Source organism: Marinomonas spartinae, from assembly GCF_016461715.1.
GTDB classification, from domain to species: domain Bacteria; phylum Pseudomonadota; class Gammaproteobacteria; order Pseudomonadales; family Marinomonadaceae; genus Marinomonas; species Marinomonas spartinae_A.
In genome coordinates this window covers 36,102-52,322 of the sequence record NZ_JAEMUI010000025.1, presented here as the reverse complement: position 1 = coordinate 52,322, position 16,221 = coordinate 36,102, and the positions used below count along the sequence as shown (strand labels likewise).

12 protein-coding genes are annotated in these 16,221 nt (G+C 44.6%); 4 read left to right on the top strand and 8 right to left on the bottom strand.

Going from position 1 to position 16,221, the window contains the following annotated elements; genetic code table 11:
* Positions 1 to 107: 107 nt before the first annotated feature.
* Complete coding sequence (locus tag JHD45_RS19105) at positions 108 to 443, bottom strand: hypothetical protein (RefSeq protein WP_199478071.1); 336 nt, start codon at positions 441 to 443, stop codon at positions 108 to 110.
* Between the two features lie 307 nt (positions 444 to 750).
* On the opposite strand from JHD45_RS19105, the gene JHD45_RS19100 reads away from it, so the two are divergent.
* The 3 genes from JHD45_RS19100 (at position 751) to JHD45_RS19090 (ending at position 4,649) form a co-directional block, all read left to right on the top strand.
* The gene (locus JHD45_RS19100) at positions 751 to 1,854 is read left to right on the top strand and encodes a polysaccharide export protein (protein ID WP_199478070.1); all 1,104 of its coding nucleotides are present in this window, start codon (positions 751 to 753) and stop codon (positions 1,852 to 1,854) included.
* 82 nt (positions 1,855 to 1,936) lie between these two features.
* Positions 1,937 to 2,383, top strand: coding sequence for a low molecular weight protein-tyrosine-phosphatase (locus JHD45_RS19095; RefSeq protein ID WP_199478069.1), 447 nt, complete (start codon positions 1,937 to 1,939; stop codon positions 2,381 to 2,383).
* Between the two features lie 76 nt (positions 2,384 to 2,459).
* Positions 2,460 to 4,649, top strand: a complete 2,190-nt coding sequence (locus JHD45_RS19090; protein ID WP_199478068.1) for a polysaccharide biosynthesis tyrosine autokinase — start codon at positions 2,460 to 2,462, stop codon at positions 4,647 to 4,649.
* A 504-nt stretch (positions 4,650 to 5,153) separates the two neighbouring features.
* On the opposite strand, the gene astB is transcribed toward JHD45_RS19090, so the two are convergent.
* The 4 genes from astB to JHD45_RS19070 form a co-directional block, all read right to left on the bottom strand.
* The gene (astB, locus tag JHD45_RS19085) at positions 5,154 to 6,518 is read right to left on the bottom strand and encodes an N-succinylarginine dihydrolase (protein WP_199478087.1); all 1,365 of its coding nucleotides are present in this window, start codon (positions 6,516 to 6,518) and stop codon (positions 5,154 to 5,156) included.
* Positions 6,519 to 6,610: 92 nt separating this feature from the next.
* Entirely contained in the window at positions 6,611 to 8,083 is a 1,473-nt protein-coding gene (gene astD / locus JHD45_RS19080) for a succinylglutamate-semialdehyde dehydrogenase (protein WP_199478067.1), read from the bottom strand.
* Between the two features lie 67 nt (positions 8,084 to 8,150).
* A complete protein-coding gene (gene astA, locus JHD45_RS19075; RefSeq protein ID WP_199478066.1) occupies positions 8,151 to 9,194 on the bottom strand; it encodes an arginine N-succinyltransferase in 1,044 nt (347 codons plus the stop codon).
* Positions 9,195 to 9,293: 99 nt separating this feature from the next.
* Positions 9,294 to 10,307 carry an arginine N-succinyltransferase gene (locus tag JHD45_RS19070; protein ID WP_199478065.1) on the bottom strand — a complete coding sequence of 338 codons (1,014 nt, stop codon included), beginning with the start codon at positions 10,305 to 10,307 and terminating at the stop codon, positions 9,294 to 9,296.
* A gap of 187 nt (positions 10,308 to 10,494) precedes the next feature.
* Here JHD45_RS19070 and JHD45_RS19065 point away from each other — a divergent pair, with 187 nt between their 5' ends.
* A complete protein-coding gene (locus JHD45_RS19065) occupies positions 10,495 to 10,707 on the top strand; it encodes a DUF1653 domain-containing protein (protein WP_199478064.1) in 213 nt (70 codons plus the stop codon).
* Between the two features lie 23 nt (positions 10,708 to 10,730).
* Here the strand turns inward: JHD45_RS19065 and JHD45_RS19060 are convergent, their stop codons facing one another.
* The 3 genes from JHD45_RS19060 to JHD45_RS19050 form a co-directional block, all read right to left on the bottom strand.
* Complete coding sequence (locus tag JHD45_RS19060) at positions 10,731 to 11,708, bottom strand: LysR family transcriptional regulator (protein WP_199478063.1); 978 nt, start codon at positions 11,706 to 11,708, stop codon at positions 10,731 to 10,733.
* Positions 11,709 to 11,795: 87 nt separating this feature from the next.
* Complete coding sequence (locus tag JHD45_RS19055; protein ID WP_199478062.1) at positions 11,796 to 14,882, bottom strand: efflux RND transporter permease subunit; 3,087 nt, start codon at positions 14,880 to 14,882, stop codon at positions 11,796 to 11,798.
* A complete protein-coding gene (locus JHD45_RS19050) occupies positions 14,882 to 15,994 on the bottom strand; it encodes an efflux RND transporter periplasmic adaptor subunit (RefSeq protein ID WP_199478061.1) in 1,113 nt (370 codons plus the stop codon). Before JHD45_RS19050 ends, JHD45_RS19055 begins: the two co-directional genes overlap by 1 nt.
* Positions 15,995 to 16,221: the final 227 nt, after the last annotated feature.

Below are 16,221 nucleotides of genomic sequence, written 5' to 3'. Positions count from 1 at the left end.
TAGCAAAATAAAAACAGGCCCCACTGTTTAAGCACGGTGCGTAAATCACAGTGAGGCCTATGGTTTCAGTGGAACATTATTAAATAGGATAGAAGCTAATGCTGCTATTAATTAACGGTTCCAACTGTGCCCGATGTGGCTGTTGTATTATTATTAGTGTCTGAGATAGAAGTAACCGCTACACCCACGGCGGCGGCGGCGGCCACGCCTGCTGCTGCTGCTGCGGCACCGATTCCAAACGTTCCGGCAGTTGTGCCTGCTACGCCACCAACCGCACCTGCACCACCAGCGGCACCAGCGCTAGCACCACCAGCGCTAGCACCACCAGAAACGGAACCACTACTATTTACTGCGGCGCTGCTGGGATTTGTTCCAGCATCTTGTGCGTACACTTGCCCCGTCGCACTCAGAGCAATGATCATTGCTAAAGTAAGTTTCTTCATAGGATTTCCTTATTAACTAACATCGATGTTGACATCGGCCTAACTAAGCAGATATCAAGGATCATTTTAGGGGAGATTTGATTACATTGTAAGCATCTAGCGTTAGGTTCTTGGTAAAATTTTCCATTTTCGCTTTGCTTCTACTTGATTCGAGCGTTGCGTAATGTTTAAAGAGTATGGATAATACTGCGCGATATATACATTATTTGTGCGTAGTATGCTTTATTTTTTGTGGGCCTAGTTTCTAAAATTACTATGAACTATCTGGTCTTTCTTGGTGGACGATTGAATGAGTAAATATTGAGATATGGTCCTGAAAAAAATTCTATTAGTCGCCTTGCTGCCCATTGTCTTAACGGGCTGTACAATCCCCGGCTCTCAGCTTAGTGTCAGCAATAAGCATATTGTTAATGAAGATGGCGTTAAAACATCCGATAACTTGTCTGATTTGGTCAGTGTGTACCCTCTAACGGCACAGAGCATTGCAAAATTTCAGCCTATATTGCCCAAGGCGGAAGCCAATCCATTGTTGGATGCGGTACTTGCCAAATACGAATACAAAGTGGGTCCAGGGGATGTGCTGAATGTGACGGTTTGGAACCACCCTGAGTTGACGATTCCCGCAGGTTCCTACCGTAGTTCAGCTGAGTCTGGGAATTCTGTGCATGCGGATGGTTCTATCTTTTACCCTTTTATTGGTAAAGTCTTTGTTCAAGGCAAAACTGTCATGGAAATTCGCCAAGAAATCACCCAAAGACTGGCTAAATATATTGAAAAACCCCAAGTCGATGTTAGAGTGGCGGCCTTCCGTTCACAAAAGGTGTATGTCACCGGAGCGATAGATAAACCTGGTCAGCAGCCTATTACCAATATCCCCTTAACTCTGTTGGATGCGATTAATAATGCCGGCGGCTTGTCTAAAGACGCAGATTGGCGTCATGTGACCATTACCCATGATGGCAAAGAGGAGGCTGTGTCTCTCTACGCGCTGATGCAACGTGGTGATCTTATGCAAAACCATTTATTGCAGGCAGGGGATATTGTGCATGTGCCGCGTAATGATTCGCAAAAAGTCTTTGTTATGGGAGATGTAAAGGATCCTAAGCTATTGAAGATTGATCGTGCTGGGATGAGCTTAACCGAAGCCTTAAGCAGTGTGGGGGGCATTAATGAATTGTCGGCCGATGCGACGGGGGTGTTTGTTATTCGTAGCACTAAGGGCAAGTCAAAAGGCATTGCTGATATCTATCAGTTGAACATCAAAGATGCTGCTGCGCTGGTGATTGGCACCGAATTTGAACTAAGGCCCTATGATATTGTATATGTTACTGCGGCGCCGATTGCTCGATGGAATCGTGTTATCAGTTTGTTATTACCCACCGTCAGCGGTTATAACAGTGTGCCAAAATAGCAGCCTTTTGACTAAATTAAAGAATGCATGAGAAAGGTTGATGATTTTTGTTTATGTGACTGTTTATACAAGGATATAACACGTGTTTGATAAAATATTAGTGGTTTGTGTCGGGAATATCTGTCGTTCGCCCACTGGAGAAGCCTTGTTAAAACAGTTGCTACCAGGCAAATATATCTCTTCTGCGGGGTTAGGGGTGGATAAAAGTGGTTTGTCTGGACATTTAGCGGACTCCATGGCATTGAGTGTGGCAAAAAAGCATGGTTTGCTGATCAGTGAACATAAAGCGAGGCAGCTGACCCCTTCTTTATGTCTAGAATCTGATTTGATTTTGGTGATGGAAAAGCAGCATTTAGAGTGGTTGACTCAGTTATCCCCTGAGTCTCGCGGTAAGGCGATGTTATTTAGCCAATGGCTGGATCAGTCTGATATTGCTGACCCCTATCATAAAAGTGAAGTGTTTTTTGATGAGACCTTTAAGGCTTTGTCTTTGTCTGCTGAAGCTTGGGCCAAAAAATTGTCCTCTTAATTTGCTAGTATTTTGATTAAATATTCATAACGTTCATTTTTCTGATAGCGCGTTATTAAAGAAAAGGTCTTCATTAATGAGTCTGCAGTCTATTTCGGGTACGACAAACAAAGAAAGCGATGAGATTGATTTAACTAAACTGCTTGGCTCTTTGCTGGATGCCCGCTGGTTTATCATTTTGATCACCTGCTTGTTTGTGTTGGGTGGTGTGGCGTACGCTCTATTATCTACTCCCATTTATAAAGCCGATGCGTTGATTCAGGTTGAGCAAAAAGATACTGGCGTGTCTTCTTTATTAGGAGATTTAGGTGGGCTATCTGGGTCATTAAATGGTGGTGACAAAGCTCAGACAGAAATTGCTATTATTAAGTCTCGCACCATTTTAAAGAAGACGGTTGAGAAGCTGCATTTAAATATCGTTATGCAGCCAATTTATTTCCCTATCGTTGGTAAAGGCATCGCACGATTGTCTCATCAGCAGATGGAAGGGGAGGTGAGCCGCTTTGAGGTTCCTGCTGATAAAGTAGGGCAGACTTTTGAGCTGTCGGTACTTGATCCAGCCGGGAGGAGCTATGCCTTATCTTTTGATGGCAAAGTGATTTTGTCTGGTGCTGTGGGTCAACTTGTGAAACAGGGGCCGTATACAATCCGAGTGGATGTGTTGGATGCCCATAAAGGAGATCGTTTCACATTAACCAAAATCACTGATTTTTCAGCGATAGAGTCGCTTGCTCATGTACTGTCCGTCAACGAGCAGGGGCAAAAGACGGGCATTTTAACCTTATCGATCACAGGAGAAAATAAAGCTCTGCTGACTGCGATCCTGGATGATGTAAGCCAAAATTATTTTTTACAAAATGTCGATAGAAATTCCGAGGAAGCTGAGCAAAGCTTAGTATTTTTGCGTAAGCACTTACCGACGGTCAGAAAAAAACTCGATGATGCGGAAAACAAACTAAATGATTACCGTGAAAAAAACGACTCAATCGACTTAAGTTTAGAGGCGAAAGGTACATTACAATCCGTGGTGGAGCTTGAGTCAAAACTGAATGACTTAGCCTTTAAAGAAAATGAGATGAGTAAGCTTTATACAAAAGATTACCCTGCCTATAAAGCTTTACTGCAAAACCGTGATGCGCTGTTAAAGGAAAAAGCCAAGTTAAATGATAAAATTCAGAAAATGCCACAAACACAGCGTGTTATTCTGAATATGAAGCGGGATGTGGAAATTAATCAAGAAATCTATATTCGTCTATTAAACAAAATTCAAGAACTGAGTGTGGTGAAGGCGGGTACCGTTGGTAATGTTCGTATTTTAGATACCGCTCAGGCCTATCCTAATCCAATTAAGCCTAAAAAATCTTTGGTTGTTGTATTATCTATGATACTGGGCTTGATGTTGTCTGTAGCTATCGTTTTGGTCCGCATGGCGTTGCATAAAGGCATACAAAGTGCTGAAGAAATTGAGGCCCTAGGTTTGCCTGTGTATGCCAGCGTTCCTAAGTCTGATGCACAGGAGAAGTTATCTGATAAGCTTATGTTTAAGCAGCAAAGAAAACGACTGACAACCAAAGGGCTTCATGTTAAAGACATACTTCTGGCTGAAGCGAGCCCAACCGATTTGGCGGTGGAAGCATTACGAGGATTGCGGACCAGTCTTCACTTTGCCATGTTGGAAGCGAAAAATAATATTGTCATGATTACCGGACCAGCGCCAAGTATTGGTAAGTCGTTTATTTCTTCTAACTTTGCTGCCGTTGCAGCGAAAACGGGGCAAAAAGTTTTGATTATCGACGCAGATATGCGTAAAGGCTATTTGCATAAACAGTTTGGGCTTACCAGTGAAAATGGATTATCGGACTTTTTAAGTGGTAAAAAGCAAGAGCTTGAAGTGGTCCGTGATACCGAAATAGAGAATCTGCATCTTGTTGTAAAAGGGCAAGTTCCGCCTAACCCTTCTGAGCTATTGATGCACCAACGATTTAGGACATTTTGCGAATGGGCTTCAGCAAACTATGACCTTGTACTGATCGATACACCGCCGATTCTTGCGGTAACCGATGCTAGTATTATAGGCGCTTTTGCCGGCACCACCTTAATGGTTGGCCGTTTTAATCAAAATACCTTGAAAGAAATTGAAGTATCTTATCGACGCTTTGAACAGGTTGGTGTGGATGTGAAAGGCTTTATTCTCAACGCGGTAGAGAAAAAAGCGGGCAATAGTTACGGTTACTACAATTACGAGTATAAGAGTGATAAAAACTAGTATTGTTACTCTTAATATGATCTTGTAGGTCGGGACTTTATGTCGACATCGTCGGGCTAAAGCCACGACCTACCATTTCCTGTGTGCTTTGTAGGTTAGACTTCAGTCTAACTAGCGTTGTCGGCTTAAAGCCATGACCTACGATTTCGTGTGCGCTTTGTAGGTTAGACTTCAGTCTAACAAGCACTGTCGGCTTAAAGCCACGACCTACGATTTCGTGTGCGCTTTGTAGGTTAGACTTCAGTCTAACGAGCACTGTCGCGACCTACCATTTCCTGTGTACTTTGTAGGTTAGACTTCAGTCTAACAAGCACTGTCGGGCTAAATACGCGACCTACCATTTCGTCGCATGCTTTGTAGGTTAGACTTCAGTCTAACGAGCACTGTCGGGCTAAAGCCACGACCTACACATTTCCTGTGTGCTTTGTAGGTTAGACTTCAGTCTAACGAGTTCTGTCGGGCTAAAGCCACGACCTACACGCTTTCAATGGGTAAAGCCATCTACTAGCGCTGAAAATCGTACACCGAACCCAGTGCTAGTATCTTCGTTAATTCATCCAGCGCGGTTCTGCTTTCGATCAGAAGTTGCGGGTCTGCGAGATTTTTTTCGTTCAGTTCGTCTCGATAGTGTTTTTCTACCCAGTTATTTAATGTTTCAAATAGGGTATCCGTCATTAATGTGGCGGGATTGACGGCTGCTTGTTCGGCTTGGGTTAAGGCAACTCGTAGGCGCAAGCATGCTGGGCCTCCGCCGTTGCTCATGCTTTGTTTTAAATCAAAGACTTTGACGGCTTTAATCGGTGATTGGTGACTGCTTACTAACTCATTAAGGTAAGCCCATACGGCTGAGTTGCTTTCACACTCTCCGGGGACAACTAATACCATGTCGTTTTCGCCACGGCTGAGTAATTGGCTGTTGAATAGATAGGATTGAATACAGTCTTCTACCGAGACGGCACTACTCGGTACTTCGATTAAATGAAATTTTGAGGCCCTATCTCCCCACGCGTTTAATAAATCCTGTTTCATTTTGGCACTATCAAGAAAAGCTTCTTGGTGATAAAAATGCGCGTTACGATTCCCGACAGCAATCACATCGTTATGAAAAACCCCTGCATCTATCATATCTGGGTTTTGTTGGGCATAGACAACCTGGTTTGTGGTTACCCCGTTTTTATGCAAACCGTGCAGGCGAGCAATGGCTTGAGAGGCTTCTAAGGTATGGCGAGCAGGAAACTTAGCGGGTTTAGGCGCCGCATGGTTAAAAGCTTCCATTCCATAAACAAAAAACTCTATTCCTTGTTCACCATAGTCATGGCAAAAACGTGTATGGTTGGCGGCCCCTTCGTCGCCAAAATGATCCACACTTGGCAGAGCAGGGTGATGGACGAAATGTTTTTCACTATTAAAGGTGGCTTGTAAAATCGTTCCAGTGGTTTCGTGTTCGATGGATCGATGGAATTTATTCACTAAATTCGCCGGGGTGAAATGCACTTTGCCATCTTGTGTGTCGCCACTGGGGGAGACGGTAGCGGCATTGGCGGTCCACATACAGGACGCTGAGCTAACAGCAGCCAGTAACTTAGGTGCTTGTTTAGCGGCTTTTTCTAAAATAGCCGCATCGCTTCCCGTAAAGCCAAGCTTTCGCAAGGTGGAAATATGAGGGCGCTCATGGGGTGCGAGGACGCCCTGCAGGAAGCCCATGTCCGCAAGGGCTTTCATTTTGATTAAGCCCTGCTTGGCAGCGGCTTTTGGGTTGGATGGTTTGGCTGAATTGCTAAATGAGGCGACATTGCCAAAAGACAGGCCGCTGTAATTGTGGGTTGGGCCCACTAAACCATCAAAATTTGCTTCTGTCGCCTTATTCATCATGACCTCAAAAAGTCGTTATTAGCGGTGTTGAATGATTACGGGGGGTAATCATTCATTGTTTAAAAAATATTATTTAGAGAACCGTTGTTTTAAAGGGTGATACCAAAAGCGAGTTTTTCCGGCATCGCTAAACTATCCGCCTCTATGCTGGCTACGGGGTACGCACAATAGTCTGCTGCGTAGTAAGCACTTGCTCTGTGGTTGCCACTGGCACCTGTTCCTCCAAAGGGGGCATTACTGGATGCGCCGGTGGTTTGGCGATTCCAGTTGATGATGCCTGCTCGACTATGTTGTAGGAACCACTCGTATTCGCTTTTATCATCAGACAAAAGGCCGGCAGACAAGCCAAATTGTGTGTTATTGGCAATAGCCATGGCGTCATCTAATGAGTCATAACGGATGACCGTGAGTAACGGACCAAAGTATTCTTGATCCGGTAGCGTGTCTTGTATGTTGGTGGCGTCAATAATGCCTGGTGTAACAAATCCTGTGTGGCTATCTCCTCGTGTCATGTCAAGCAAGGATACGGCCCCGAGTTTGACTAATTTGTTATAGGCTTGTATCAAACCATCCGCCGCTTGTGCCGAGACAATCGGTCCCATAAAAGGTTGCTGTTCTGCATCGTAACGGTCGATCAATAGGGCTTTGGTGGCAGTGATCAATTGTTCCAGAATGGCATCACCAGTGGCGCTCTTTGGTAGTAAAAGTCGACGCGCACAGGTACAGCGTTGCCCTGCTGAAATAAAGGCGGATTGGAGAATTTCATGCACCGCAGCACGTTGATCGCTGATTTTGTCTGAAACGAGTAGGGGGTTATTGCCACCCATCTCTAGGGCTAATATTTTTCCTGGATGACCCGCAAAGCCTTTATGAAGAATATGGCCAACTTGTGGGCTACCTGTGAAAAATAAACCATCGATCCCTGAATGATTGGCTAATGCTACTCCTGTATCACGTTCCCCTTGTACAAGGTTGAGAACTCCTGCTGGTAAGCCGGCTTTTTCCCAGAGCTGAACAATCAGATCCGATGTGGCTGGTGCTTGTTCACTAGGCTTGAAAACGATGGTATTACCAGCAATGAGAGCCGGGACAATGTGACCATTAGGTAGGTGCCCTGGAAAGTTGTAAGGACCAAAGACTGCGACCACACCATGGGGGCGATGCCGCAAACGGGCCGTCGCTCCTGGCATGGAGGTGGTTTTCTCGCCAGTGCGTTCCTCATAAGCTTGCTTAGAGATAGCCACTTTTCCGACCATTGCTGCGGCTTCGGTTCGGGTTTCCCAAATGGGTTTGCCCGTTTCACGGCTAATCAATGTCGCGATGTCTTCACTGTGTGTTTTTACCAGACTGGCAAACGCATCGATGATGACTAGACGTTCACTTATAGGACGATTTGCCCAGGCAGGGAATGCCTGACGAGCCGCCTTGATAGCATCATTAATCTGGTTGGTTGTCGCGCTATGGGCTTCCCATACGAGGCTCGCATCGGCGGGGTCAATTGAGCGTAATAAAGCCCCTTCGCCTTTCGTCCATTGTCCGTTGATGTAATGTGCTTGTTTCATAGGAGTGGCTCCTTGATATAAAAAAGGTCTCATTGTATTGTTATTGGTCAATCTGTTTTTGCTGTGGCTAATAGCCGCCATGTGGCGATAACTCAACCACGCGGACTGGATCTTTTGGTTCGACCAATAAATGCTTTGCTTCCTCTTCGGTTAATACGATACCGCCATGTGGTGGTGTGGGGCGCTGGATTAAAATGCAGCGGTAGTCTGCTAACTTAACATTGGCAACTAAGTAATACGTGCCCGTTCCTGCTTCTTTTACCTCGCCAATGGTAGCAAGATACAAACGGCTATCACGTACGGCACGAATATCACGAACACGGGCCTCCAATGTTGGGCCACCATCAAAAATATCCACATAGTTCTCGTAGCGAAAACCTTCTTGTTCGAGTAAATGACGAGCGGGCACGGTGTTTTTGTGGACTTTACCCAGTACGTTACGGGCCTCTGGTGTAAGCAAGTTCACATAGACTGGGTTGTTTGGCATCAGCTCCGCAATAAACTGCTTGCTGCCAAGGGCAGTTAGCTCATCGGCACGCTCAAAGTCGATGGAGAAAAAATGACGGCCAAGGCTTTCCCACAGAGGTGATACCCCGTTTTCATCACAGATGCCACGCATCTCAGCGAAAATTTTGTCAGTAAAGCGTTCCGGGAATTGTGCCAAAAACATAAAGCGAGATTTCGACAGCAACTGGCCATTTTTGGAATGTCGATAATCTTCTTCTAAAAATAAGGTACAGATTTCGCTAAATCCGGTGAAGTCATTATTGAGAACTAAGGTTGGCATAATGTTATGCACTCCCAGCTCTCTTGATGAATGGGTGATGGTACCTAAGTGGTAACTGTAGAAAGGTTCATCTAAGCCAACTGCGCCCAATAGGCCGGTCGTTCCCACTATATCGCCAGTGTCGGTGTCTTCGAGCACCATGAGGTAGTCTTCATCATTTGGTTTATCAATGACGTCTTTGTTGAATGAGCGTGTTGCTTTGACTATTTTACGCTGCAAACTCTCTTCATCGGCAATTAATGAGGTAAATCCTATGCCTGTTTTTTCGGCTAAACGATAGAGTGACTTTAGGTCATCTTGATGAATGGGACGTATCACCATCATAATAGAAAATCCTCTGAAATAACGTGTCTTAGTTGCGATTTGCTGGGCTTTTGGCCTAATAAACCTGTATAGATTATTTTTTAATCATTTTTCTGATTTTTACAATGCAACCCATTGAATGCGGCTGCCTGACGAAATACTGAGCTGTTCTTGTGTCTTTTTATCAATAGCAAGCCCTGCGGCTTGCGGTTCAGCGGCGGCAATAGTGACTCGAAAATCTTCTAGATGCCCTGCACTGATTAAATGTAACTCGCCTTTTAGTGGATTAGGTTGGATTAAGGCTTTGCCCATGCGCTGTTGACTAATAGTGGTGAGGTTTTCTGTTCGCGCCTCTAGGGTTGGGCCAGCGTCAAAAATATCCACATACCCTCGGAAAGCGAAGCCTTCGGCCAGCAAAACATCCGTGCTTTTTTCCGATTCTTCATGTAACACACCGATTACCTCTTGCGCACTCTCTGGTAAGGTCGGTACATAAATTGGGTAGCGAGGCATTAAATCGGCAATAAAATGTTTGTTGCTGACCCCTGAAAGATAGTCGGCTTTTTTAAAGTCCATGGTGAAGAAATGTTTCCCAAGGGCATCCCAAAAAGGTGAATAGCCATTGCGGTCGCTTTCCCCCCGCAGTTCGACGAAGAGTCGCTTGGTAAAACGCTCTGGATGCCGGGCTAAAAAGAGCAGGCGAGAGCGTGATAAAAGAGACAGCGCTTCACGGTTTTGGTGAGCTTTATCGACAATCAGTGACATTAAGCGGCTGGTGCCACTGTAGTCGTGACAAAGGAAAAGGGCTGAGATACGGTTATGAATTTGCAGCTGTGGGGAGGCATGCACCACTTCGTCGATACGATAACTGTAAAAAGGGGTCTCGATACCTACCATCGCTTCCATGCCACAGGTGCCGACAATCTCATCTGTGGTGGTGTCGATCAGTACAAATAAATAGGATTCATCCCCAGGCTGAACCACATCTGTTTGTAAGGAACGACGTGATGAAGCGATTTTGTCATTAAGGCGTTCGCGATTGGCTGGAAAATTTGTCATGCCAATGCCCGCTTCTTTTGCCATGCGCTCTAACGCAGGAAGATCTCCAAAATCGACAGGACGAACAAGATACATACAACACCTTCTGATACAGTGTCACTAGATTACTTTATGTTAAGGTCTAGCAAAGATTAAACGACAGAAGGTTATTATTCCTTATGTTAGATGACTTAAACAGAGATAAAGTTTTTAAATAGCGACACGATGTTGTGGTAAGTGGTACTTTTTGGTCGATATTTAATAAAAAAGGGGAGAGGAGTGTATGAAATCCGGTGTCTATCGTCACTACAAAGGGGCGGAATATTGGGTTGAGCGTGTGGTAAAACACAGTGAGACAGAAGAAGAATTGGTTGTCTATCAGGCCTTATATGGCGAGTTTGGTTGGTGGGCTCGTCCGCTGAGCATGTTTGTAGAAAGCGTGGAAATTAATGGTGAAAGCATTCCTCGTTTTGAATGGCTTCGTGCTGAGAAATGACAAAAAAGCGTGTGATGCATTCGCTATTCTCGGTGCATCCAAGGTGAATTTCGCATCAGTTCAATGATCTTTTCTCGCAGCCAGCGATGAGCTAGGTCGTTATGAAAGTGTTCATGCCAAAAAATATGAATGGGGTGTCGTCCTTTAAACTCATCTAGGTCAAGTATTTTCTCTGGTATTGGTAAGAGTCTGATGGGATGAAAATGTTTATTGGAGTTCATAAGGTTTAGGCATAACTCGCCGACTGAACGCGTTGTGACCAGAGCCATACCTTGTTTCACGGCGCGTAAAGCGGCCATTAAGCTGTCTGTTTCTAAGTGAGTTTTAACGTTGTAACCCTGCTGTCTGAGTTTTGGCTCGATGCTCTCATATGAGTGGCCTTTATAGGGTTTCATATGATGAGTGACGACTCTATGCTGGATTAGATCATCGAATGTTGGTTGATCCACCCTGTATAAAGGATGTCCATCGCTGATGATGATGCAAGTTTCCATGTAGCCGACGAGTTTGCTGCGTACCGAACTGGGCGTGTGTTTAATGTGCATGATGCCTAAATCAACTTTACCGTCAATAATGGGTTCCAAATAGGAGTCGTTCCAGGCATTGATACTCATCTGAACCTCAGGTGCTTCTTGTTGGAGATAACTCAAAAGGGGTTCAATAAATATCTCAAGGTCTCCTTCGTCAATCATTAATCTGAAGCGTCGATCCAGTTTGGATAGATCAAGTTGAGAGGGCAATATCAGCTCTTGAAGGGAGCGAATGATTGGATAGATCAATTCTGCTAGTTCATTCGCACGTGCGGTTGGCATTAAGCCATAAGCTTGACGAATAAACAGTTGGTCGTGAAAAATTTCCCGAAGGCGTTGCAAGTTTTTACTGAGGGCGGGTTGAGTCATGTTGAGCTCTTCCGCTGCTTTGGATACGCTGCCTTTTTCTAAAATGGTGACAAAGGCGATAAGGAGTTTGATGTCGAGTTTTGCTATTTCTGATGTATTCATATTCTTCTTACTCTGAATGGTCAGAGCAAGGTTGCCCTGACCATGTGGACTTGTATTTTTCCGTGTTTACTTCTTTTATTTATTCTTTTATTTTTTGCTGCCCTCGAATTCGGTACGTTTACGATAGGTTACTTTGAACATCAATGAGTAAAAAATAGGTACTGCAATCAAGGTCAATACGGTGGCAAAGCCAAGGCCAAAGGAGATGACCACCGCCATACTTTTAAAGAAGTCATCGAACAACAGCGGCACCATCCCAAGGATCGTTGTCACGGCAGCCATGCAAACCGGGCGTACACGACTGACCGCTGAGATAAAGATTGACTCATATAATTCAGTACCTTGGTTAATTTCGTAATTGATCTGATCTGCTAATACAATACCGTTTTTGACGACCATGCCTGACAGGCTTAAGAAGCCGAGTAAGGCCATGAAGCTAAAAGGCGCGTTCATCACCAGTAAGCCCGTTGATACTCCGATTAACGCTAAAGGAACACAGAACCAGATAGTCAAAGGCACTCGTACAGAGTTAAATAGCAAGACTGTTATAATAAACATAAAGAGATACCCCATGGGAAGCGCTTTAAATATGTTCTTTTGTGCATCTCGACTGCTTTCGTACTCACCTCCCCATTCTAGGGAATAGCCAGTAGGTAATTTGATGGCTTCCACTGGGCCACGAATGCGAGAGAAGATAGACATGGCCGTTTCGCCACCTAAAATCTTAGGGTCGGCCATCACGGTAATGGTTCTTTTACGATCACGGCGCTCAATAATGGGGTTTTCCCATACGGTTTCAAAGCCCGAAATGACCGTTGACAGGGTGACGTAGGCACCGGATGACGGACTGTAAATTTGCAGATCCCGTATCTGGTCTATGGAACGCCGCTCATTTTTAGGGGCCTTTTGCATAATGGGTAACAAATCCGTGCCTTCTCGATACAGGCCAATTCTCGAACCAGAAAAGTTGGTGAGTAGCACTTTATCCAAATCGTTTTTGGAAATTCCTAAACGACGAGCTTGTGCGTCATCAAAGATAGGGCGTAACACTTTTACCGGTTGGCGCCAGTCGTCTTTAATGCTTTCTAACCCCCCATCCTGACGGTAAATATTTTTGATTTTTTCGCTGATCTGACGCAGCACTTTAGGATCTGGTCCACTGATGCGGGCTTCGATTTTGGCATCCTTTGAGGGGGCCAACTGAAGCCGTTGCAGTTTGACTTCGAGCTCAGGGTATTCATCATGCATTTTCTTATGCAGATCCGCTAATAATCCTGGGATGTCTTCCCGTGTTTTCGTACGAATAATAAATTGTGCATAGCTGCTATTTTCTTGTTTAGCTGTATAGGTCAGCATGAATCGCAAGGCACCTTGACCTGTTGTGGTTGCCACATAATCAATGCGTTTATCCTTTCTTAAGGAGGCCTCTATTTCCCGTACTTTGGCATAGGTATTATCAATATGTGTCCCTTCTGGCATTTGAATATCCATAAAGAACATAGGGGTTGTGGAGGGAGGAAAAAAGGACTGTTTAACAAACTGGAATGCCCAGCCTGCTACTAATAGAAAGAGAACTAACGTAATCACTGCCACCCAGCGAAAATGCATGGCTTTATCCAATAGCCATTTATAAGCATCGAAGATGATGCCTTTGTATGGATCTTCTGCTGCAGCGTCGGTTCCTGCTGTGCGACTTTCTGTGAAGAAGAGGTCGCAAAAGAATGGAGTTAGGGTAATGGCAGTGATCCAGCTTAGTAGCAGAGATATTAGTAATACATAGAACAAAGAGCCGACAAATTCACCGACTGCGTCTGGCGACAAGCCGATCGGTGCGAAGGCTGTAATGGCGATCACAGTAGCGCCCAGTAGGGGCCATTTTGTTTGCTTGACTACCGCACTGGCGGCTTCAAGTTTCGTCATTCCTCGCTTGAGTCCAATGAGCACGCCTTCCGTTACAACAATGGCGTTATCTACCAGCATTCCTAGTGCAATAATTAACCCGCCTAGAGAGATCCTCTGTAAGTTGATTTTGAAATAGTCCATGACAATAAAGGTGCCAAGGATGGTTAGGAGTAGAATGAGGCCGATTAAAATACCAGAGCGAACGCCCATAAAAATCAATAGAACCAGAATAACGATAGCGACGGCTTCTACGAGGTTAAGTAAAAAGTTAGAAACTGAGTGCTTCACTTCTGTCGACTGAAAGTAGATAGGGTCCAAATGGATTCCCACTGGTTGTTGGTATTTTAATTCATCGAGACGTTTTTCTAACCGTTCACCTACATCCACAACATTCACGTTCGCCGCGAATGAAATACCGAGTAGCAAAGACGGTGCCCCATTGAAGTCAACAATTTGCTTCTTAGGAGTAACGTATTCCCGTTTAATGGTCGCGATGTCGCTTAAACGAATCAGTTTGCCATCAATTGGTTTACCAACAATTAGGTTTTCCAGTTCGGCAATGTCTTTAAATTCTCCTGTTGGGCTAATGCGAATGTATTCACTGCCTACTTTGACGCGACCAGCATTGGATACGATATTTTGATTGGTTAAGAGACTCTCTAGTTGGCTTGGGGCAATGCCCATGTTTGCCATTTTAGCCCGTGATATTTCAATGGTGACTTGTTCTTTTTGATCACCAGCGATGGTCACTTTCGCGACGCCATCCACAAGCACTAATTCGCGCTTGATATAGTCAACGTAATTTTTCAGATCCTTATAGTGATAGCCATCGCCATGGACCGCTAGCATCACTCCATATACATCGCCGAAGTCGTCTAACACCATTGGTGAACTGACGCCCTTGGGAAAGCTTCCTGAAAGATCACGAATTTTTTTACGTACTTCGTCCCAAATCTGCTTGAGTTCTTTTGCGCGATACTGGTCTTTTATGGTTAATTGGACTTTTGAATAACCGGCTTTAGAAGTAGAGGTGATTTTATCCACATAAGGCAGTGTTTGTAATTCCTGCTCAATGGGATAGGTGACTTCTTCTTCCACTTGTTCTGGTGAAGCGCCAGGGTAGGTGGTGATGATTAAGGCGTCCTTGATGGTAAACTCAGGGTCTTCCAATTGCCCAAGGTTAGTGAAAGCAATGGCGCCCCCAATCAATAGGATCAGTGTCACCATCCAACTGGTGACTTTTTTTTCTATAAAATAGGCTGCGATGTTCATTATAGACCTCGCTCACGAACCAAAGGTCTGACTTTCATATCGGGTGTGAGGTCATTCACACCAGCGACTACGATTTGTTCCTGTGGTTGCAACCCGGAAGTGATTTCTATTTTGTCATCTTGTAAGGTGCCTAAGGTCACTTTTCTCGCTTCGAGAGATTGCTGGTCTTGGTGATAGACCCAAACGATAGTATCCGCGTGGCCTGTTTGTGTATTTTCATGACGTAGCACCGCCTCGACGGGGACGACAATGTGACTGACGGTGCCGTGTAGTTTGTTAAGATCCAGTTCCACATTAGCGGTCATGCCAGGTAGTAGGGTTTGTGAGTGGTTGCCATTGCGAAGTAAATGCAAGGTGACATCGTAAGCCATAGTGGAGGTGTCTGGCTGAGTATTGTGCTCCTTATAGATGCCTTTGAACGCAGTGTGAGGTGGCGTATCTAAAATGACCGTTGGCTGATAACCTGTACGGGTGGATTTAATACCAGTGACCAAATTCTCCGGTATTTGAAATTGCACGTCTAAATGGTCGATGTTTTGGATGTGCAAGATGGTTTGCGTGGCGTTCACATACTGAAAGTTTTTGGTTGAAGTCGAACTAATCACCCCATCGAATGGTGCATACAAACGTGTGTAACTTAATTGGTTTTTGGCGGTTTCTAGCGCGTTATTGGCTTGCGCAAGATTTGCTTTGCTTTGGTCAAATTGAGATTTGCTGGTGGCATTGCGTTTAAGCATGGTCTGAATACGATCAAACTGGACTTGCGCTAATTGTTGATTGGCTTTGGCTAATTCTACTTTTAGTTCATAGTCTTTAGGGTCTAATGCGGCCAGTAATTCGCCTTTTTTAACTTGTTGACCTGCCACCACATTGATGGAGGTAAGTTGACCTCCAACACGAAAAGCTAGGTTTGCCTCTTCACTTGCTTTTAACTCCGCAGGAAAGCGGCGAATGTTCACCACTTGGCTTGAATCAATCGTCATAAGTTTGACCGGTTGAATAACGTTTTGCGTCATTGATTCTTGATCTTTTTGATCAGAGCAAGCGGTTAATATCACCGTTGTGGCCAGCAGGATGCTAAGAACGCATAGTTTATTGCGTTGGTGCGTCATACATTTCTCCGTAAAGACATAATAAAATCTAAGCGCAATATTGCTTATAGTTAAAGTTGATCGCCAAGATAGTGTAATAAATGAGGTTGATTAATGCTTGTATTTTATATCTCTAGGTCATTATTATGAATTTTTAAATATATATTAAAGATATGTCAAAATGAGAATATCTGGTAGGCGTGGTGCAAAAATGGGTTTTGGCTCAGCCAATAAGAGACACAGACGGG

Bases quoted from the DNA above. Each gene is read 5' to 3' on its own strand.
- JHD45_RS19105 (WP_199478071.1), bottom strand. From the start codon at position 443: ATGAAGAAACTTACTTTAGCAATGATCATTGCTCTGAGTGCGACGGGG.
- astA (WP_199478066.1), bottom strand. From the start codon at position 9,194: ATGATGGTGATACGTCCCATTCATCAAGATGACCTAAAGTCACTCTAT.
- JHD45_RS19065 (WP_199478064.1), top strand. From the start codon at position 10,495: ATGAAATCCGGTGTCTATCGTCACTACAAAGGGGCGGAATATTGGGTT.
- JHD45_RS19070 (WP_199478065.1), bottom strand. From the start codon at position 10,307: ATGTATCTTGTTCGTCCTGTCGATTTTGGAGATCTTCCTGCGTTAGAG.
- astD (WP_199478067.1), bottom strand. From the start codon at position 8,083: ATGAAACAAGCACATTACATCAACGGACAATGGACGAAAGGCGAAGGG.
- JHD45_RS19060 (WP_199478063.1), bottom strand. From the start codon at position 11,708: ATGAATACATCAGAAATAGCAAAACTCGACATCAAACTCCTTATCGCC.
- JHD45_RS19100 (WP_199478070.1), top strand. From the start codon at position 751: ATGGTCCTGAAAAAAATTCTATTAGTCGCCTTGCTGCCCATTGTCTTA.
- JHD45_RS19055 (WP_199478062.1), bottom strand. From the start codon at position 14,882: ATGAACATCGCAGCCTATTTTATAGAAAAAAAAGTCACCAGTTGGATG.
- astB (WP_199478087.1), bottom strand. From the start codon at position 6,518: ATGAATAAGGCGACAGAAGCAAATTTTGATGGTTTAGTGGGCCCAACC.
- JHD45_RS19090 (WP_199478068.1), top strand. From the start codon at position 2,460: ATGAGTCTGCAGTCTATTTCGGGTACGACAAACAAAGAAAGCGATGAG.
- JHD45_RS19050 (WP_199478061.1), bottom strand. From the start codon at position 15,994: ATGACGCACCAACGCAATAAACTATGCGTTCTTAGCATCCTGCTGGCC.